At 65.4% G+C, this 19,730-nt stretch carries 10 protein-coding genes; 3 read left to right on the top strand and 7 right to left on the bottom strand.

The annotated features are described in order from the left end of the window. Window positions 1–502: 502 nt before the first annotated feature. The 6 genes from IPF85_RS09980 to IPF85_RS09955 all read right to left on the bottom strand — a co-directional run bounded on the left by IPF85_RS09980 (window position 503) and on the right by IPF85_RS09955 (window position 15,666). A complete protein-coding gene (locus tag IPF85_RS09980; RefSeq protein ID WP_343407935.1) occupies window positions 503–3,730 on the bottom strand; it encodes an alpha-amylase family glycosyl hydrolase in 3,228 nt (1,075 codons plus the stop codon). Between the two features lie 32 nt (window positions 3,731–3,762). Continuing rightward, entirely contained in the window at window positions 3,763–8,184 is a 4,422-nt protein-coding gene (locus tag IPF85_RS09975; RefSeq protein WP_343407934.1) for a hypothetical protein, read from the bottom strand. 21 nt (window positions 8,185–8,205) lie between these two features. Continuing rightward, the gene (locus tag IPF85_RS09970; protein ID WP_343407947.1) at window positions 8,206–11,283 is read right to left on the bottom strand and encodes an alpha-amylase family glycosyl hydrolase; all 3,078 of its coding nucleotides are present in this window, start codon (window positions 11,281–11,283) and stop codon (window positions 8,206–8,208) included. 304 nt (window positions 11,284–11,587) lie between these two features. Further along, entirely contained in the window at window positions 11,588–12,727 is a 1,140-nt protein-coding gene (locus IPF85_RS09965) for a hypothetical protein (RefSeq protein ID WP_343407933.1), read from the bottom strand. 126 nt (window positions 12,728–12,853) lie between these two features. After that, the gene (locus IPF85_RS09960) at window positions 12,854–13,885 is read right to left on the bottom strand and encodes an NAD-binding protein (RefSeq protein WP_343407932.1); all 1,032 of its coding nucleotides are present in this window, start codon (window positions 13,883–13,885) and stop codon (window positions 12,854–12,856) included. Beyond that, entirely contained in the window at window positions 13,882–15,666 is a 1,785-nt protein-coding gene (locus IPF85_RS09955) for an AAA family ATPase (protein ID WP_343407931.1), read from the bottom strand. Before IPF85_RS09955 ends, IPF85_RS09960 begins: the two co-directional genes overlap by 4 nt. A 135-nt stretch (window positions 15,667–15,801) precedes the next feature. On the opposite strand from IPF85_RS09955, the gene IPF85_RS09950 reads away from it, so the two are divergent. From IPF85_RS09950 to IPF85_RS09940, 3 genes are read left to right on the top strand one after another with little or no spacing between them, the layout of a single operon-like run. Beyond that, the gene (locus IPF85_RS09950) at window positions 15,802–16,611 is read left to right on the top strand and encodes a (Fe-S)-binding protein (RefSeq protein WP_343407930.1); all 810 of its coding nucleotides are present in this window, start codon (window positions 15,802–15,804) and stop codon (window positions 16,609–16,611) included. 3 nt (window positions 16,612–16,614) lie between these two features. Continuing rightward, window positions 16,615–18,039 carry a LutB/LldF family L-lactate oxidation iron-sulfur protein gene (locus IPF85_RS09945; protein WP_343407929.1) on the top strand — a complete coding sequence of 475 codons (1,425 nt, stop codon included), beginning with the start codon at window positions 16,615–16,617 and terminating at the stop codon, window positions 18,037–18,039. A gap of 3 nt (window positions 18,040–18,042) precedes the next feature. After that, window positions 18,043–18,753: a lactate utilization protein gene (locus IPF85_RS09940; protein ID WP_343407928.1), complete on the top strand. Its 711-nt coding sequence runs from the start codon at window positions 18,043–18,045 to the stop codon at window positions 18,751–18,753. Between the two features lie 20 nt (window positions 18,754–18,773). Here IPF85_RS09940 and IPF85_RS09935 read toward each other — a convergent pair whose 3' ends face one another. Next, the gene (locus IPF85_RS09935; RefSeq protein WP_343407927.1) at window positions 18,774–19,628 is read right to left on the bottom strand and encodes a carotenoid biosynthesis protein; all 855 of its coding nucleotides are present in this window, start codon (window positions 19,626–19,628) and stop codon (window positions 18,774–18,776) included. Window positions 19,629–19,730 lie beyond the last annotated feature (102 nt).

The following is a 19,730-nucleotide window of genomic DNA, read 5'->3' as shown; positions in this document are numbered from 1 at the left end:
CTCGATTCACCATTGACGTGACAACATATGCCGGTGAGGTTTGATCTATTCATCTATCCGCGCCAGCAGCGCGGTTCATCATTCAATGGAATCATCAGACTCTGACAGCTCAGCACTTGCGTAGCAAATCGTTCAGGGAGACCCACCGGTCCCGCCAGGCGCGGAACCCTTCATGGCACTGTCACTGCATTCAGTATACAACCCTTCTGCGCCCCTGTCAAGACCTCATCACCGGTCAGAGGTCAGAGATCAGAGATCAGAGATCGGGTGCGTGGAGGTCCCGGTCTCCGGTCAGAGGTCAGAGGTCAGAGATCAGAGATCGGGTACGTGGAAGACGGGAGTTCTCCGGTCTCCGGTCTCCGGTCTCCAGTCTCCGGTCTCCGTTCTCCAGTCTCCGATCTCCAATCTCCAACCTCCCGCTCCCTTCCAACCACAAATCAACCGCCTTCCACGTAGGTCTCTGATCTCCGGTCTCCAATCTCCGGTCTCCAGTCTCCGGTCTCTAATGCAGCGTCAGGTTGACGGTACGAGCGGGCGGCTTGAGCGCGGGCGCGGCCGCGGCCTTGTTCTGCCCGGCCTGGCCGAAGTTGGTGGCGAGGAGGGAGAAATCGAGCAGGGTGACGCAGGTGTCGCCGTTGAAGTCGGCGCGGGCGTCATAACCGGGCGTGCCCGTACACTTGCCGAAGGTGGTGACCAGGATCGAGAAGTCCAACAGGGTCACATAGTTGTCGTTGTTGGCATCACCTTCACGCAGGGCGCCCACGGCGGTCGGCGGATTGGCGCCCGCGGCCAGGGTGACGGTCTGACGGTTCTGCAGGGTGTGGCTGTGCTTGACGCGCAGGTCGTAGGTTCCAGGAACGATGCCGGTCAGGGTGAAGGCGCCGCTGGCATCGGTGGTGGGCGCAAAGCTGTAGGCCGGCGCGCCCTGGCCGGAAAGGGTCAGGGTGACGGTCAGCGGCACACTCCAGGTCGGGTCGGGCGGCGCGGGTCGGCCCTGCAGGAGCACCGTCGCCTGGAAGGAGGCCAGCGGGACATCGGATGCGGCGACTTCAGGGCAGACGCCGCTGACGCCCGCCGCGTTGCGCGCACAGACCTGGTAGTAGTAGGTCGCGCCGCTGGGCGCCGTCTGGTTGAAGGTGAACTGCCCGCCGCTGGCGCCGAAGCGGAAACTGACATCCGACGGCTTGACGGAGCCTTGCAGGGTGGCCGGGCCAGGCGTGAAGCCGGGCGTGGCGCTGCGATGAATGTCGTAGACGGTTGCCAGTTCACGCGCGCCGGTGGTGTCGGTCATCACGGTTGACCAGGTCAGGGTGACGCTGGCGCCGGCGCGCACGGCCGCGAGGGCGGGCGCGGCGACCGGGGTCTGCACTTTGGCCGTTTCCAGCAGCACAACGCCCCAGTTGCTGGCGACGGTCACGCTGACCGCGCCGCCGCTGACGGTGGTGGTGACGCCGCTGAGGGCATCAACCAGCACTGTGCCATTGGGCAGGCTGTAGGGCGCGGCGTTGAGGCCGCTGAAGCTGGCGGGGTGGGCCAGGTTGTCGCGGTTGAGGGCCATCAGCGCGGTCTGGCTGCCGTTGGTGCGGGCAAAGCCGTACAGCTTGTTGGCGTCTTCGATGATGAGACCGTGCTGCACATCGCCATCTTGCAGCGCGGGGTAGCTCCAACGGATGCTCGCCATCTGGCGTGAGAAGCCGGCCAGGTCGGCGGCCTGCGCGTTGGCGTCGTAGCTATACGCGCTGCCGCTGGCGTCCGGCCAGGGGAAGGGGGCGCGATTGTACGGGTCGTCCTCGTACTTCGTGCCGGCGAAGACGCCATCGTGGCTGAGGCCGATCTCATCGCCGTAGTAGAGCGTGGGTGCGCCGGGGTAGGTGAAGGCGAAGAGCCACCATTCCTTCATGCGCTGCACCGCGGCCGTGTCGCTGTCGTTGTTGCTCTTCTTGAGCAGGAAGCGCACGCGGTTGGTGTCGTGCGAGCCGGGCAGGTTCATCATCGCGTTGAAGGCCGGCGGCGGGTAGTCTTCCTGGATGGAGCGCAGGCGCGCGTTGAACTGCGACGGGGTGATGACGCTGATCGCGCCGCTGGAACTGCCCGCGTTGCTGTCGTTGTCCTCGAACGTGGTTCCGCCGCTGCAACCGTTGCCGGAGCAGCCGGTGAAGAGCCAGTTCAACATGGCTGAACGGAAGCGGTAGTTCATGACGCTGTCCCACTCGTTGCCGAGCAGCCAGGCCGACGCATCGCCCCACTCCTCGCCCAGGGTCACGGTCTGGCTGTTGACTGCGCGCACCGCGCTGCGGAAGCCTTCCCAGTAGTCGTTGGCCGGCGCGCAGGTCAGGCCGCAGTCCACATCCCCGCCTACGTCGAAGCGCCAGCCGCGGGCGCCCTGGTTGGTCCAGTAGGGGCCGACAGAGTTCAGGCCGTTGTTCCAGATCAGGCTGCGCACCGGCGCGGAGTTCGCCTGCAGCTTGGGCAACGAGCCGTAGCCGTACCAGGCATCGTAGGTGTTGGCGCCGCCGTAGCCGGGCGGGCGGCACGTCACGCGATCGGCCGCGTCGCAGACGTTGGGATCGCCCGTGCGGTCCGGTTCACAGGCCGGCGTGCCGATGTCGGGGATGTAGTACCAACCCGCGTACGGGCTGCCAGCAGACTCGCACGCGCCGCTTGCGGCGTAGAGCGCGTAATAATCGAAATAGGGGCTGTCCGATGAGGTGTGGTTGAAGACGCCATCGAGAATGAGCTTGATGCCGTGGCTGTTGGCGGCCGCGGCCAGGGCCTGAAAATCGGCCAGGTCGCCAAAATCGGGGTCAATCTGCAGGTAGTCGGCGGTATCGTATTTGTGATTGGAGGGCGACTGGAAGATGGGATTGAGGTAGAGGACGCTCACCCCCAGGTTGTCGAAGTAGCCGTCGTTGATCTTTTGCGTGATGCCGGCCAGGTCGCCGCCGTAGAAGTTGTCGCTGTAGCGCTTGTTACAGGTGGGCGACGCCACGTTGCGCGGGTCGCACATGGTGGCGTTCCAGTCCGCGCTGTTGGAGCGCACGATGGCCGAGTTGGCGCCGTAGAAGAAGCGGCCGGCAGCCGGATCGTTGCTGGCGTCGCCGTCACGGAAGCGGTCGGGGAAGATCTGATAGACCACGCCCTGTTGCATCCAGGCCGGCACGTCGAAGGCCGGGTCGTAGACGGTGATCTGAAAGCTCTTCTGGTCGTTGTAGGCGTCGCTCATTGCGCCGCGGCCGCCGCCGTAGAACTTGGGGTCGTCGTCAGTATAGAAGTCCTGATCGGCCGGGCTGCAGCCGCCAAAACCGTTGTCGTTCAGCTCGAAGAAGTAGTACAGAATCGTCGGCTGGCTGCCCACGGCGATGTCCGCAAACCACCAGTCGTAGGTGACAGGATCGGTGTCGAACGCGCCATCCCAGGTCATGGCCGCATAGGTCTCGCTGTCGGTGCGGTCGTTCCAGACGCGCACACGAGCTGTGGTGATGTCGCTCTGCGCCACGCGCAGCCGCAGCTTGACGGTCGTGCTCGGGGTGGTGGGGCCAACGGTCGAACGGTAGTCGCTGTCGAAGGTGTCGTGCAACACTTCAGTCCAGAAGATGTTGCAATCGGCCGCGCCCTGCGGCGCGGCGAGACCGGCAGCCGGCGGGTTGGCAGAATGGCTCAACTGCGGCCATGAGACCGCTGCCAACAGAATCAACCCGCACAGGCGCAACCAACGCCATGTTTGTCGCATAAGAACCTCCAGAAATTTTCTTCGCGTTTCGATCAGGGGGGCGTGCAGATCTGCGCTTCGTTCCAGTGCGCAGAAGCCAGCATGATGTCGCGCACATCAATGTCGCGGTCGGCGTCCAGATCGTAGCGGAACGCGTAATTGGGCGTGCCCGGATCGCCGTCAGGATCGGGATTATCCGCGGTGAGCAGCCAGCGCAGGGCAATCTGCACCATATCATCCACATCAACGATGCCATCGCCGTCGAAGTCATAACAGTTGTTGGCGACGATGACCACGCCATCTACCGCGCCGGCCAGGATCGAGCCGGCGCCGAAGGTGACGTCGGTGCGCCGCGGCGGGGTCAGATTGAAGACCAGGGGCATCCCTGCGCTTGGCGCCAGGGCTGACAGGCGCACCTGCACGACGTCGAAAGTGCCGGTGGGGAAGCCGCTGAAGGCCCCGGCCGCGAAATCTACCGTGCCCGCGCTGTTGCTGAACTGGCTCTGGATGAGCACGGGCAGCGAGGCGCCGGCGGTCAGGGCCTGCACCTGCACGATGGCCGGATCGAAGTTGAGATAGGCCGCCGCGCCGTTGACCTGCTGGCTGCCGGCTTGCACGCGCACCGTCACCGTGAAGGTGTCTCCGACCATGACCGTGCTGCTCTGCGGCGCCTGGAAGATGACGACGCCCGTCGGGGTCGCGGTGGGGGTCGCGGTCGGCCCGGTGGTTGCAGTCGGCGTGTTGGTCGGCGCAGTCGTCGCCGTCGGCGTGTTAGTCGGCGCAGTCGTCGCCGTCGGGGTGTTGGTCGGCGTCGGCGTATTGGTTGGCGCGGTGGTCGCCGTCGGCGTGTTGGTCGGCGCAGTCGTCGCCGTCGGGGTGCTGGTCAGTCTGGTTGTCGGCGTCGGCGTGGGTGTGTGCGTCTTCGTTGGTTTCGGGGTCTTGGTCGGCGTAGCCGTAGGAGTGGATGTCGGTCCGGCTGTCGGCGTCGGCGTGCTGGTCGGCGCAGTCGTTGGCGTGTTCGTGGGCGCGGCTGTCGGCGTCGGCGTGCTGGTTGGCGCAGGCGTGGGGGTGGGCGTCGGCGTGCTGGTGCTTCCTGCCACAATGATAACCAGGGCATCGTTGACCGCACCCAGGACGGAAGCGCCGCCAAACGTGACATCGCTGCGCCGCGGGGTGGAGCGGTTGAAGGTCACCGGGGCGCCGGCGCTGGCGGCGATGGCCTGCAGACGGGCGTAAGCCACATCGAAGATTCCGCTGGGGAAGCTGCTGAATGCGCCGGCCGCAAAATCTACTGTGCCTGCGCTGTTGTTGAACTGATTCTGAATCTGGACCGGCAGCGCGCTGCCGTTCGTCACCGCCTGCACCTGCAGCAGCGCGGGGTCGAAGTTCAGATAAGCAGCCACGCCGTCCACCAACTGGCTCCCCGCCTGGGCGCGTATCGTCAGCGTGAACACCTGCCCCACGCTCACCGTAGATGTGTCAGGAATGAGCGACAACGTAACCGATCCGGTTGGCGTCGGCGTCGGCGTGGCCGTCGGCGCAGTGGTCAGCGTCGGTGTGGCCGTCGGCGCAGTCGTGGGCGTTCTGGTTGGCGTCGGTGTGCTGGTCGGCGTCGGTGTGCTGGTCGGCGCAGTGGTCAGCGTCGAGGTAGGCGTCGGCGCAGTCGTCGGCGTTCTGGTCGGCGTCGGTGTGGATGTCGGCGCAGTGGTCAGCGTCGGTGTGGCCGTCGGCGCAGTCGTCGGCGTTCTGGTCGGCGTCGGTGTGGATGTCGGCGCAGTGGTCAGCGTCGGTGTGGCCGTCGGCGCAGACGTTGGCGTTCTGGTCGGCGTCGGCGTGGATGTCGGCGCAGTCGTCAGCGTCGGTGTGGCCGTCGGCGCAGTCGTCGGCGTTCTGGTCGGCGTCGGTGTGGATGTCGGCGCAGTCGTCAGCGTCGGTGTGGCCGTCGGCGCAGTCGTCGGCGTTCTGGTCGGCGTCGGTGTGCTGGTCGGGGCAGTGGTCAGCGTCGAGGTGGCCGTCGGCGTCGCGGTCGGCGAGATCACGGTGTAGCTGTAGTTGTCGCTGCCCGCTGCGTCCGGATTGCGTACCCACTGCCCCAGCGGGTTCTGATAGCCGCCGCCCGCACTGTTCGCCGCCTTGAGATAGGCGCTGGCCGTGCCGTCGTTCGCCTGCACCCGGTAGTAGACCGTGATCCCTGCACTCTGCGCCGGAATCGTCCCCTGCCACAGGTCGTAGGTGTACGAGGGCTGACCGTGGAACGTCGTCGTGATGTTCTTGATCCACACCATCGGCAGGTAGGTGTCCCCCCCGCCCGTCGAGTAGATCACGTTGGCGCTGGTCAGGTCCTGCCATTCGGTCAGGATGTAGATGTCCACCGCGGTCGTCGGATACACGTTACCCGAACTGTCCACGCTGCGGAAGGTGAAGACCTCGCCCGGCACGAACTCCGTCTGCGGATCGTCGCTCGGCGCGGCGTGATACAACGGATCCCACAGGATGTTGTTGCTCCCACCGCCTGCCGGGGTGGTGGTCGGCGTCGGGGTGTTGGTCGGCGCGGTCGTCGGCGTCGGTGTGTTCGTGGGGGCCGTCGTCGGCGTCGGCGTGTTGGTGGGGGCCGTCGTCGGCGTCGGCGTGTTGCTCGGCGCGGTCGTCGGCGTGGGGGTGTTCGTGGGAACGGTCGTCGGCGTCGGGGTGTTAGTCGGAGCCGTCGTCAGCGTCAGCGTCGGTGTGGCCGTCGGCGCAGTCGTGGGCGTTCTGGTCGGCGTCGGTGTGGATGTCGGCGCAGTGGTTGCCGTCGGGGTGGCCGTCGGCGCAGTCGTGGGCGTGCTGGTCGGCGTCGGGGTGGATGTCGGCGCAGTGGTCAGCGTCGGCGTGGCCGTCGGCGCAGTCGTCGGCGTGCTGGTCGGCGTCGGGGTGGATGTCGGCGCAGTTGTCAGCGTTGGCGTGGCCGTCGGCGCAGTCGTCGGCGTGCTGGTCGGCGTTGGTGTGGATGTCGGCGCAGTGGTTGCGGTCGGGGTTGGCGTCGGCGTCGCGGTCGGCGAGATCACGGTGTAGCTGTAGTTGTCGCTGCCCGCTGCGTCCGGGTTGCGCACCCACTGCCCCAACGGGTTCTGATAGCCGCTGCCCGCACTGTTCGCCGCCTTGAGGTAGGCGCTGGCCGTGCCGTCGTTCACCTGCACACGGTAGTAGACCGTGGTCCCCGCACTCTGCGCCGGAATCGTCCCCTGCCACAGGTCGTAGGTGTACGAGGGCTGGCCGTGGAACGTCGTCGTGATGTTCTTGATCCACACCATCGGCAGGTAGGTGTCCCCCCCGCCGGTCGAGTAGATCACGTTCGCGCTGGTCAGGTCCTGCCACTCGGTCAGGATGTAGATGTCCACCGCGGTCGTCGGATAGACGTTGCCCGAACCGTCCACGCTGCGGAAGGTGTACGCCTCGCCCGGCACGAACTCCGTCTGCGGATCGTCGCTCGGCGCCGCATGGTACAACGGATCCCACAGGATGTTGTTGCTCCCACCGCCCGCCGGGGTGGTGGTCGGCGTCGGGGTGTTGGTTGGCGCGGTCGTCGGCGTCGGCGTGTTGGTCGGAGCCGTCGTCGGCGTCGGAGTATTCGTTGGGGCCGTCGTCGGCGTCGGGGTGTTCGTGGGAACGGTCGTCGGCGTCGGCGTGCTGGTCGGAGCCGTCGTCGGCGTCGGCGTGGATGTGCTGCCGCTCACCACGTCGCAGTTAGCGTAGTTGACCAGGTTGCTGGGATCGTCCCAGCCCGTGGATTGATCGTCGCTCGGCGTCGAATCGTAGGCGCCCTTGCCCGCGCCGCCCTGGGTGGCGAACAGTTCGAGCTTGATGTTCGTTCCCAGGCTGATGCCCAAGGTCGCCAGGGGAATCTTCAGCTCGACGCCCTGGCTGTTGGCGTAGGCGATGTTGCTGCCGCTCTGCCCGCCGCCGCTGATGCCGCCCCAGTTGACGCCGCCAGCGCTCCACGCGCCGGCGGTCCAGGCGCGCAGCTCGGTCCAGCCGTTGTCGCCGCCGTCCATGCCCGCGATGTGGCCGCGCACGAGGAAATCGGGCAGGGTGGGATGGCTGAAGGTGATGGCGTTGCCCCAGGGATCGCTGCTGCCGCCGCCGCTCGAGTTGAGGTCAACGGTCAGGCCGATCTGGCCGCTGGAACCGGCCTGGGTGTAGTTGGGCAAATCCGCATAGACGTAAACATTCGTGTCGTCGTTGGCACAGTAGAGATTGGTGAGATCGGTCCAGGTCGTGCCAGACCAGTCGGCAGGGCCAGGGCTGGCGAGGTCTCCGCTGGGATCAATGGCGATGGCAGAGCCGTAGGCCGCGTCGCGCACGCCATCCAGGGTGATCGTTCCATAGCCATCGCGGCCGGCGCCGCCGGCGCCCGGACCGTCGTTGCCTGAGAAGGCAACACTGAAACTGGCGACGGCCAGGGTCAAAACAAGCAAGAAAGCCCCTAACTTACGCATGATGACAATTTCCTCCACGAATCAACACGGGAACTGCCAGCGAGCCGCGACTCGCATGACATCCACCACATCAATGATGCCGTTGTGATCCACGTCGTAGCGGGCCTGGTAGAGCGGGCCGCCGGTGACCGCGCCCCAGGCCGCGGCCACAGCCGCGATGTCGTTGACGTCCACCTGGCCGCTGTCGTCAAAGTCGTAGCAGAAGGCGACGACGGTCCCGCCCGTGCTGCCGGTCAGGACCGATTGGCCGCCAAAGGTGGCGTCGGTGCGCCGGGGCAGCGACGCGTTAAAGGTCAGGGCTGTATCCGGGGCGGTGACGGCCTGGGCGATGAAGCGCACCTGCACGACATCGAAGGCGCCGCTGGGAAAGCCGCTGAAGGCGCCGGCGGCGAAGTCAACGTGGCCGGCGCCGTTGTCGAACTGATTCTGGATGACCGCGGGCAGCAGGTTGTTGGGCTGCGTCAGCGCCTGCACCTGCAGCAGCGCCGGGTCGAAGTTCAGATAGACCGAAACCCCATCCACCTGCTGGCTGCCGGTGTTGATGTGCGCGGTCACGGTAAATGGCTCGCCGACCCGAATTTCCGTCGCGACGGGGACGATTTCCAGCGTCACCGCAGAGGGGCGCTGCGCGATGGGCGGGAGGGAACCGGGCGCAACCCCACCTGGCGCGCTGGCGCCGGCCTGCCCAAAATTGGTGACCAGCAGCGAGAAGTCCACCAGGGTAACGCAGGCGTCGTTGTCGAAGTCGGCGCGGGCATCGTACGCGGCGGCGCCCTGGCAGGTGCTGAAGGCTGTGACCAGGATGGAGAAGTCCACCAGGGTCACGAAGTTGTCGTTGTCGGCGTCGCCCTCGCGCAGGATGCCCAGGTTGGCCGTGTTGGCGCCGTTGCTCAGGACCACGGTGACCTTATTCTGCAACGTGTGGCTGTGCTTGACGCGCACCTCGTAGGCGCCGGGCGTAATGCCGCTGATCGTGAAGCTGCCGTTCTGATCGGTCGTTGGCGTGAAGGTGTAGGCGGGCGTGCCTGAGCCGGGCACAGTCAGCGAAACCGTCAAGGGGACTGCCCAGCGCGGATGGGGCGGCGCGGGGCGGCCCTGCAGCGTGACCGAGGCGGTCAGCGAGGCGCTGGCGCTGGCGATGACCACGGCGCCATGCTCGACATGATCCAGGATCGAAGCGCCGCCGAACGAGACATCGCTCAGGCGCGGGTTGGCGGAGGCAAAGGTCAACGGCGTACCCGGCGTCACCGCCAGCGCCTGGAAGGTGATCTGCGCCAGGTCGAAATCGCTGCCGGGGAAGGGGGCGGACAAGATGCCGGCCGCGAAGTTGATCTGGCCGGTGACATTGTTGAACGTATTCTGCAGGATGGCGGGGAGCGCGGCGCCAGGACTGATCGAGACGACCTGCAGCAGGGCCGGATCGAAATCGAGATACGCGGCCGCGCCATCCACCGCCTGGCTGGTGCGCACACGCACGGTGACGCTGAAACTGCTGCCGACGCCAGTGTTGGTGGTGGCAGGCGCGATCGCCAGGATGGCGCCGTGCGGCGTTGGCGTGATGGTGGGCGTCGGGCTGGCCGTCGCGGTCGGCGTAGGCGTCGCGGTTGGTGCGCCGCCGGTCGGCGTGGCGGTGGGGGTTGCGGTGGGCGTGGCTGTCGGTCCGCCGGCGCTGGTGGGGGTAGACGTCGGCGTGCTCGCCAGGTTGACGTGCAGGATGCGGCCCCATTGTGCGGGCACGGACAGGCTGAGATTGCCGCCGGACACGGTGAAGGCGCCGCCGTTGAGCAGGTCGGTCAGCACCGTGCCATCGGGCAGATGCGCCGCGACCGGAACGACGCCGCTGGCCGCGCTGCCGCTGTTGTTGGTGATGACCACGATCTGCTCGCTGCTGTTCCAGCGCAGGTAGCTGTAGAGCGAGTGGGTGGCGTCAATCAGGAGCGTCGTCATGTCGCCGCCGCGCAGGGCCGCGTGCTGGTTGCGGATGCCGATCAGCGTCTTGAAATGCTGGTACATCGCCATGTCGGGGCTGCCGCCGCGGTCGCTCCACGGATAGGGGCGGCGGTTGTCCGGGTCGCCGCTGCCGGGCAGCGACACCTCGTCGCCGTAATAGACCGACGGCGCGCCGGGCAGGGTCATCTGCATGATGACGGCCAGTTCGAGGCGGTTCGTGTCCTGGTTGAGCTGGCTGAGGAGCCGCGGGGAGTCGTGGCTGCTGATCAGGTTCATCATGCCATACCAGGGCGAGGGCGGCAGGAGGTTGCGGAAATTTTGCCAGGAGGCGTCGAAGCTGGCCGGCGAGCCGCCGTTGGCGTAGTCGCGCAGCCAGTCCCGAAAGCAGTAGTTCATGGCCGAGTCGAGTTCGCCGGCGTTGACGAAATCCTGGTAGGGGTAGCAGCCGCCCGTGACCTCACCGAGCATCAGGACTTCGCTGCTGCCGTAGACGGTCTTGACGTAGGGGCGCATGTCGCGCCACCAGTCGTGGGTGATGTCCTGCGCCACGTCGAAGCGCCAGCCGGCAATGCCCTTCTCCAGCCAGTAGCGCGTAACCGACTTACCGCCGGGACTCTGCGCGCTGCCGTCGCGGTAGAAGAACGCGCGCACGTCGGCGCTGGCATCTACGAATTCGGGGATGGTTTCATAGCCGTACCAGCCTTTCCATTTCCAGCCGTCGGTGCAGCCGGAACCGCTGCCCCCGGTGGTAAACCAGGAGCGGTAGGGATTAGGCCCTTCACACGCGCCAATGTCGGCGGGCCAACGGTTGAGGCCGTAGCCGTCCATGTACTTGCTGTCAGAACCGGCATGGTTGAAGACGCCATCCAGGATCACGCGCAGACCGTGCGCGGTGGCCGCGGTCATGAACTGATCGAACGTGGCATTGTCGCCAAAGCGGGGGTTGATGTTGTAATAATCGTTGGCGTCATAGCCGTGATTGGACGAGGCGTTGAAAACCGGGTTGAGGTAGAGCGTGTTGACGCCCAGGTCGTCGAAATAGCCCTCGTTGATCTTGGCGATGATGCCCTGCAGGTCGCCGCCGAAGAAGTCAATGCCGTAGCCTGGCGTGCGCGGCAGATCGGTCCAACTGCTGTGCAGTTCGGTCACGCACGCGGGCGCGCCGGGGCCGGGATAGCCGTTGCAGGTGGTGGGGCCATAGACCGTGGCGCCGCCGATGTCGTTCGACGCGCTGCCGTTGCGGAAGCGGTCAGGGAAGATCTGATAGATGACCGCATCCTTGAGCCAGCTCGGCACGGTGTAATCTGCCGGCGGCGCGGGGATGGTGGGCAGACTCCAGGACGGGTTGACCGGACTGGGGCCGGCGACCCAGACGCCCGGGCCGGTGTTGCCGACGGAGGGGTGATAGTGACCGAGCAGGCCGGCGTCGGCGATGCGGAACTGATACCACTGGTCAATGTTGTAACCAGGGCCGGGCGCCAGGTATTCCCAGATGTCGTAGGGGCCGCTTGGGTCGGTGGCGACGACTGTCGCTGTATAAATGAAGCTGGGGTTGACGCCCGCGCCGGTAGTCCACACCAGCACGTTGACGGTCTGCACGTCGCTGTGACAGGTGCGCAGGCGTACGGCCGCTTCGCCATCGGGCAGAATGCCGCCGACCGGGTCGCGCCAGGCTCACCTCCAGGTTGTTGTGATAGAGGGCCGTGGTGACGATGGCGCCGTCGCCGGTCTGCGCGGACGCGCATGAAGAGCCGGCCGTCGGCGTCGGCGTGGGCGAAGGCCCAACCGTTGGCGTGTTGGTCGGCGTCGGCGTGGGGCCGGTGGTGGGCGTGTTGGTGGGCGTGCCGTTGCTCTCGATGGCGCAGGCCGCATAGGCGCTTTGCGTGGTGGGGTCGGTGAGGCCCGTCGCCTGGTCATCGGACGGCGTGGTGTCATAAGCGCCGTGCGTCGCGCCCTTCTGCGTGGCGAAGAATTCCAGGCTGACCGTCTGCCCGCTGCTCACGCCCAGGGCGCTCAGGGGAATCTTGAACTCGACGCCCTGGCTGTTGGCGTAGGCGATGCTGCTGCCCACCTGGCCGCCGCCGCTGAGACCGCCCCAGTTGATGCCGGCGCCGCTGTTCCAGTTGCTGCCGTTCCAGGTGCGCAGCTCGGTCCAGCCGTTGTTGTCATCGCCAGCGATGCCGCTGCGGCCGGGGATGTTGCCGCGCACTGCGAAGTCAGGCTTGTTGGTGTGACTGTAGGTGATGGCGTTGCCCCAGGGGTCGCTGCTGCCGCCAGCCGCGGTCGCCTTGTCCACAAGCAGGCCGATCTCTCCGCTCGCCGTCATATTGCTGTAGGCCGGCAGGTCCGCGTAGACGAAGAGGAAGTTGTCATCATTCGCGCAGTAGAGCGCGGTCAGGTCAGTCCAGAGGGTGTGGGCCTGGCCGCTGATGGCAGCAGCCAGATCGCCGGATGGGTCGGCGGCGATGGCGGCGCTGTAACCCGCCTCACGCACGCCGTCGAGCGTGATGGTGGCAAAACCGGCGCTGCTTGGTCCAGCCGTGAGGAATCCTGTGGTTATGACGCTGAACGCAATCAGCGCGACCGTCATCATGCGAGAGAACACGTTTGCTTGCTGCACTGTCTACCCCAACGAAGTCAATTTTTCATGATGCATCAATACTTGACAAGTCAACTAAATTATAAACAGGAATAGAGACCATGTCAATTTTGCCGTCACCTACTGATTCTTGGCCACCATTTGGTTCAACCTGGACGGGCTGCCGAGCACCGCGATCACATCGCCGGCGCTCAAGCGGCGGTCGTGGGCCGGATGTAGATCAGGCACGCCCTGGTGCCGCAGGAGGACGATGCTGACATCATCGCGCTCCTCGATCTCGGCAATGGTGCAGCCGACCAGGGCCGAGTGTGCGACCAGATTGAAACGCGCCAGGGAAAGCGGCTGGCCTTCGATCGTTAGCGGGTAGGTGATGTCCACGCCGGCCGCGGCCGCGGCAAAGGCGGGCGCGGCCATGCCCGTCGCGCTGAAGGCCTTGAAACCGAACTGTTTGTGCAGGGACTCGGCGAAATCGTCATCAAAGATGCGCAGCACAACCTGGATCGTCGGGTTGAGGCTGCGCGCCTTGACCGCCATTTGCAGGTTGAGGCTATCCTGCTGAGTACAGAGCATGATGGCGCGCGCCTGGCGCACGCCGGCCGCGAGCAGGGTCGTCTCCCGGAGACCATCATCATGAATCACGGGGATATTCAGGGCGCGCACCTCGGCCACCAGGGTTTCGCTCGGGTTCATTTCAATCGCGACCACATCCTGGTGCATACTGTGCAAGTGCTGAGCCACGCGGAACCCCAGGTGTCCCAGGCCAATCAGCACGACATGCTGGCTAAACGTCGAAGCAACAGCCATTTCCCACTCCTTGCCGCGCGCGCGACGGTTGAAGAGCATCACGCCAAAATCGGTCAGGCCGCGCGCCAATGTGCCGATGCCGATGAGGGGCATGACAAAATAAAAAGCCTGCAGGTACCACTGATTGGGAAACTCGCCGGCCGACTGCAAGAACGCCTGCGACAGCACGATGTAGATGGCTTCGGGAACCGACTCGATCGGCGCGTGGGCCTCCTGCGCCAGGGCGAAGTAGAGCAACCCGCCGCCGCCGAAGGCGATCACGGAAATGAACAGCGGCAGGCGAAATTCACGCAGCAAGATCAACGTGTCGCGCCAGGATGCACGCCACTCACGCCACCACAGGCTCAACGGCATTCCTCCCACACCAATCGCTCGAAGCCCAGGCTGACGACGGCGTAGCAGCGCAGGCGTAAGCGGTCGCCATATTTGGCCTGCAGCGCCGTCCGATACTCCGCCAGGCGGGCGGTTGCCTCCGCTACGCGCGGCGCTACCACGGGTACCGCACGCAGCGTCTCCGCCGTCAAACCACGCACCTGCTCCGCCGTCATCCCCGCCTCTGACAGGGCCACATACTTGAACTCGAACAAGAGGTCGGGCAGCGCGTACTGTCGCATCTCCGGCCGCACGATCATGCTGAGATCGGCATACGCCCGCGCCAATGCCGGCTCCGAATCCATGATGTAGGCAATATCGTTGAACAGCAGCGTCAGAAACACCGTCTTGACCGTCAGTTCATTGGCCCAGCGGTAGTCACGGTTGTCGAAAACCCGGAAGTAGCGCTGCTCCACGAATGCACACACCGGGCCCAGGTCGCCGCTGAGCAGAAACTGATCGGTCGCCTGCCGTCCCGCATCCTGGGCGCGGACGTCTGGCAGCAGCATGTCCTGAACGCGCTCGACGTACAGCTTGCGCGCCACCAGGTTCGGGATGCGCAAGATCAAATGGCCCAGGGACGTGCGCCCGCCGAAGGTCAGCACACCAAAATAGTAGAGAAACGACGCCATGAACGGCGCATCCTTGGCCGCCGTCAGCATGTCCTCAACCCCGAAGCGGTCGGCCAGCACCGACAGCGCCAGCGGCGGCTCCTCCTGGACGGCATCCAGCAGCACCTGCCCCCCGTCGGGCAGGCTGGCGATGTACGCCAGCTTGCCGCGATCCATCGCCAGGTTGCTGTCCAGCATGTGGCTGGGATTGCGGCAATTCTGCTGGAACTCCTGCATGAAATAAAGCGCCAGGGTGGGATTGTAGACCGGCGGTGCAGGTTCCTCGCAGAAACGGTAGCCATTGTAGAAGGTACGCATCATCTCCAGCGCCTCTGCAGTCTGGCTGGCGGAAAAGCGGCAGGCATCAGCAACCTGGCTCAAAGCATCAGCAATCTCGACCTCCGTGAAGCCACACAGATCATTCAGGGCAGGCTGCAAGTAAATGTTGCGCGCTGAGTTATAGCCGCTGGTCAAGTCGCTCAGCACGATCGGCGATACTCCTGTGATGAAGACCCGATCCAATCCAAATCCACTGGTTGCGCCCTTGACGGCCTTGAACAGCGTCTTCAGCGCCCCTTCCCCGCGCAGCAGCGCATCGTAGCGCGCCTTCCCAGTCGGCTGTCCGCTCATGGCCAGCTCGTTGGCAAAGTTGTCGTACTCGTCAATCAGCAAGTACAGCTTATGCGGAGTTTGGCTGATGGCCGTCAACACCGATTGCAGCGACACCAGGGCGTCGGTTGGGTGAATCTCGATAGGGCCTGGCAACATCTGTTGGTAGTAGGTCACAAAGTCCTGGATACGACCATTGACATGACGGTGCAACGCCTGCGCAATCTCATTCGCGTCGCCATACGCAGCGACCAGCGAAAAGTCCCAGCGCAGCACGAAATACTGATTGTGACGCGGCGTCGGGTTCTGCCCCACCGCCAGGTGACCAAACAGGCGCTCGAATTCCCCGGCCCGCGCGACGTCGTAATAGTTCGCCAGCGTCGAAAGCCATAGACTCTTGCCAAAACGCCGCGGCCGCAGAAACAGCAGCTGCTCGCCCATTTCTTCAATCACCGGGATGCGGTCGGTGCGATCCACGTAGAAGTAGTCTTCCGTAATCAACTTATGAAAGTCGCTGATACCGTATGGAAATTTCATGATGCCCTCCTGCACTCGCCCAAGCCTATTGTACCACTGGAATACCTGGGCGCGAAATGAGCGGTATTTCGGTTTGTCTTTGTCGGGGTTTCGTGCTATGCTGAAATGGGTCGAGAATCGCACAAGGAGTGCGCCATGTCTGCAACTTCTGTCAACGCCGGGCCGCGGCCCAGGCGGGTCAGTCTGTTTGTCACCTGCTTGTTGGATCACCTCTCCCCTCAGACGGCTGAGGCGGTGGTCACCATCCTGGAGCGCCAGGGGTTGACCGTGGATGTGCCGGCCGGGCAAACCTGCTGCGGGCAACCTGCCTTCAACGGCGGCTTCTGGGACGAAGCCCGGCAGATGGCCCGGCACACCATCCGCGTACTGGAGAAATCCAACAACCCGATCGTGGTTCCCTCCGGGTCGTGCGCCGACATGATCGTTCATCACTTCCCCGAGCTCTTCCAGGATGAGCCGTCCTGGCTGGCGCGCAGCGAGCGCCTGGCGAGCCGCGTGGTGGAGTTCAGCCAATTCCTGGTAGACCACCTGGGTGTCACCGACCTGGGCGCCGTGGCCGCGGGTACCCTCACCTACCACGCCTCGTGCCATTTGACGCGCGGCCTGGGCGTTCGGCGGCAGCCGGAGGCCCTGCTGGCCCAGGTGCAGGGCGCAACGATTGTCGCGCTGCCGCAGGCCGACGAATGCTGCGGCTTCGGCGGCCTGTTCAGCATCAAATTCCCGCACATTGCGGAGGACATGCTCGCCAACAAGCTGCGCCACCTGGAGGAGAGCGGCGCCGACTGCCTGGTCGGTTGCGATTACTCCTGCCTGTTGCACATCGGCGCGGGCCTGCACCGCCAGGGCAAGGCTGTGCGCGTCGTCCACCTGGCCGACATCCTGGTCAACACCGGCCAGAAGGCGTGGCCAGAGCCGCCATCAGCCGCCCCTCCTGCAGGTCAATGAACCATGCATACTGCACCCATCTCTCTGTATGACCGCATCGAAACCGGGATGCACAACGACATCATGCGCGCAGCGTTGGGCGCCGCCACCGGCCGCTTTGCCACGCAGCGCCTGGCCTCCCTCGCCACGCTGCCCGACGCCGACGCGGTGCGTGACCGGGCGCGTGCCATGCGCCGGCGCACCATCGCCCAACTCGATCGCTACCTGATCGAATTGAGCGACCAGGTTGAGGCGGCTGGCGGCGTGGTGCATTGGGCGCCCGATGCGGCCGCCGCGCAGCGCATCATCACCGGCATCGCCCAGGCCAACCAGGTGCGGACGATCATCAAATCCAAATCCATGGTGACGGAGGAAATTCACCTCAACGCGGCGCTGGAAGCGGCCGGCCTGCAGGTGATCGAAACCGACCTGGGCGAATACATCGCGCAATTGGCCCAGGAACCGCCCTCGCACATCATCGCGCCGGTGCTGCACAAGACGCGCCAGGAGATCGGACGCCTGTTCCAGCAGAAACTGGGCGTGGATTACGTGGACGACCCGGCCGCGCTGGCGGCCATTGCCCGCCGCGTCCTGCGCCAGGCCTTTCTGAGCGCGGACATGGGCATCAGCGGCGTTAATTTTGCCGTCGCCAGCACGGGCACGCTGACGCTGGTCACCAATGAGGGCAACGGCCGTATGTGTACCTCGCTGCCACGCATCCACGTGGCGGTGATGGGCATCGAGCGCATCGTACCGACACCTGACGATCTGGCCCTCGTCCTGCAGATCCTGGCACGCAGCGCCACCGGCCAGAAGCTGAGCGTCTACACGTCGCTGTTGACCGGGCCGCGCCGCGCCGCAGACCCCGACGGGCCAGAGCAGTTGCACCTGGTGCTGGTGGACAACGGCCGCAGCAGCATCCTGCAGAGCGACCTGGCCGAAATCCTGACTTGCATCCGCTGCGGCGCCTGCCTCAACGTCTGTCCGGTCTATCGCAGTATTGGCGGCCACGCCTATGGTTCCACCTATCCGGGACCGGTGGGCAGCGTGCTCACCCCGCTGCTGGCCGGGATGGATGAATTTGGCGAGCTGGCGCACGCCTCATCGCTGTGCGGCGCCTGCCGGGAGGTGTGCCCGGTGCGTATTGACCTGCCTGGGCTGTTGCTCAAGCTGCGCCATGACACCGTGCAGGCCGGGCATCCGCCTCTGTGGTTGCGCCTGGGCCTGCAAGCCTACGCGCTGGCGGTTACCCACCCGTGGCTTTACCGGCTGGGCGGTAAGCTGGCCTCTGCCGGCACGCGCCTGCTGGCCAGGGAGGGCTGGATCCGTCGCTTGCCCGGCCCGTTGAGCGCCTGGACCGGGCAGCGGGACTTTCCCGCGTTTGCGCCCCGCTCCTTCCAGGAATCGTGGGCGCGACGCCGCCAGTCCCCGACGCCAGGGCAGGAGTGAGCCATGAAACCTGATCCAGATCGCACCGGGTTTGATGAAATCCTGCGCCGCGTGCGCACCGCGGTGGCAAACCCGGCCCTGGCCGCAGACCGCAGGCTTCCGGGAGAAACCCGGCTTGCGGGAGAAACCGGGTTTCTTGGCAACGCCCTTGTGGCGCGCTGGCAGCAGGAGTTCCGCGCCCTGAGTGGGCACGCCTACGGCCCACTGACGCCGGCGGCCGCGGTCGGGCAAGCCCGCGACCTGCTGGTTGCGCGGGGCGCCCATGAGGTGTTAGCCTGGGATGACGAGGCCCTGCCTGTGCCCAATCTCAGTCAGGCGCTGGCCGCGGTTGGGATCAAAACGATCCATCCGCAGGTCAACACGGACCCTGCTGCGCTCGATCACGTTGCTGTCGGCATCACAGGCGCCAGCGCCGGCCTGGCCGACACCGGCAGCATCATCGTGACCAGCGGCGCAGGGCGGGCGCGCAGCGCCGCGCTGGTACCGCCCGTGTACCTGGCCTTCCTACCCGTCCGCAGCATCTACCCGGATTTGCCCACCTGGATGGCGCAGGAGGGGGCGCGCCTGCTGCCGGGGACGGCCAACCTGGTCATCATCACCGGGCCAAGCCGCACAGCCGACATCGAACTGACCCTCATCATTGGCGTCCACGGTCCTGGCGAAATCCACGTCATCCTGATTGATGAAACGGCAGCCGATGATCCCATGGGCTGACAGTCGGGACGTTCAGAGGATCATGGCATCTGGTTGCGGGCAACACCGCGCCAGGCCAGGAACACGAACAGGCCCACAGCCAGGGCGCCAACCGCGGCCGGCCCAGGCAGGCGCCAGAAGAAGGCTTGCCCGATCGCTTCCAGCACCCAGGTGATGGTATAGATGAAGAGGAGCGGCCGCACAGGCACAGGCGGGGCACGCACAAGCAGCGTGATGACGGCAGACACGAGTAGCCAGCCCAGGAAGTTGCTCCAGGGAATGCCGAAATAGCCGCCGGGCGCAGTCCAGATCCAAAAACCCCAGTGTACCATGTGCGGATCGAGAAAAAGATCCCAGGCAGTAAAGGCCAGGGCCGTTACCAGCGCGTAGGGAAGCGGCCGCGCGTGGCCGACTATCGCTTCTGCCACTGCCCAGGCCAGGGGCAAAAGCATGAGCCAGGCCAGGGGAACGAGCAGCGGCACGTGCGCGACCTGCGGTTGCAGCACAGCCGTGTAACGGTAGGCGCCGAACGGGAAACCAGTGGCGACGCCGAACGCCTCAGCGGCCCAGGCCAACGCAACCACGACGACCGCAACCCGCGCCACGCGCACCCCACCCCATGCGTCCGTCAGGATGGCGATCACGGCAATGAGCTGCAAGAGAACGCTGATGATGACGCCGCGCGGCAGGGCCTCGACGCCGAGGTTGCGCTGAAAAATCGGCAGTATGACGATGATGAGCAGCCAGGCGGCGCTAAAGAGGATGGCCGACTGATGCCGTGGGAGCCATAAGAGACCAGTGCGTGCCCACGTGCGCATGAAGCCAAACGCCTGGTATTCTGATTCCTGGAAGGCTTCGGCGCTTTCAGATGTCCCGCGATCGTCAGGCTTCTGCATAAGGCACTCGTTTCAGCCTCAGCCACATGAGGTCACAAGTAACTGCTGGGTCTGCCTGGAATTCAGACAGGATTGACAGGATTGACAGGATATTCGAACTCT

Origin of the sequence: Candidatus Amarolinea dominans (assembly GCF_016704685.1) — a bacterium.
Taxonomy (GTDB): Bacteria; Chloroflexota; Anaerolineae; order SSC4; family Amarolineaceae; genus Amarolinea; species Amarolinea dominans.
Note: the sequence above shows the minus strand (reverse complement) of the source record. Positions and strands in the feature narration are given on the sequence as shown.

Excerpts from the sequence above, each read along its gene's own strand:
- IPF85_RS09980 (WP_343407935.1), bottom strand. The coding sequence starts at position 3,730 with ATGCGACAAACATGGCGTTGGTTGCGCCTGTGCGGGTTGATTCTGTTG.
- IPF85_RS09975 (WP_343407934.1), bottom strand. The coding sequence starts at position 8,184 with ATGCGTAAGTTAGGGGCTTTCTTGCTTGTTTTGACCCTGGCCGTCGCC.
- IPF85_RS09965 (WP_343407933.1), bottom strand. The coding sequence starts at position 12,727 with ATGATGACGGTCGCGCTGATTGCGTTCAGCGTCATAACCACAGGATTC.
- IPF85_RS09955 (WP_343407931.1), bottom strand. The coding sequence starts at position 15,666 with ATGAAATTTCCATACGGTATCAGCGACTTTCATAAGTTGATTACGGAA.
- IPF85_RS09950 (WP_343407930.1), top strand. The coding sequence starts at position 15,802 with ATGTCTGCAACTTCTGTCAACGCCGGGCCGCGGCCCAGGCGGGTCAGT.
- IPF85_RS09945 (WP_343407929.1), top strand. The coding sequence starts at position 16,615 with ATGCATACTGCACCCATCTCTCTGTATGACCGCATCGAAACCGGGATG.
- IPF85_RS09940 (WP_343407928.1), top strand. The coding sequence starts at position 18,043 with ATGAAACCTGATCCAGATCGCACCGGGTTTGATGAAATCCTGCGCCGC.
- IPF85_RS09935 (WP_343407927.1), bottom strand. The coding sequence starts at position 19,628 with ATGCAGAAGCCTGACGATCGCGGGACATCTGAAAGCGCCGAAGCCTTC.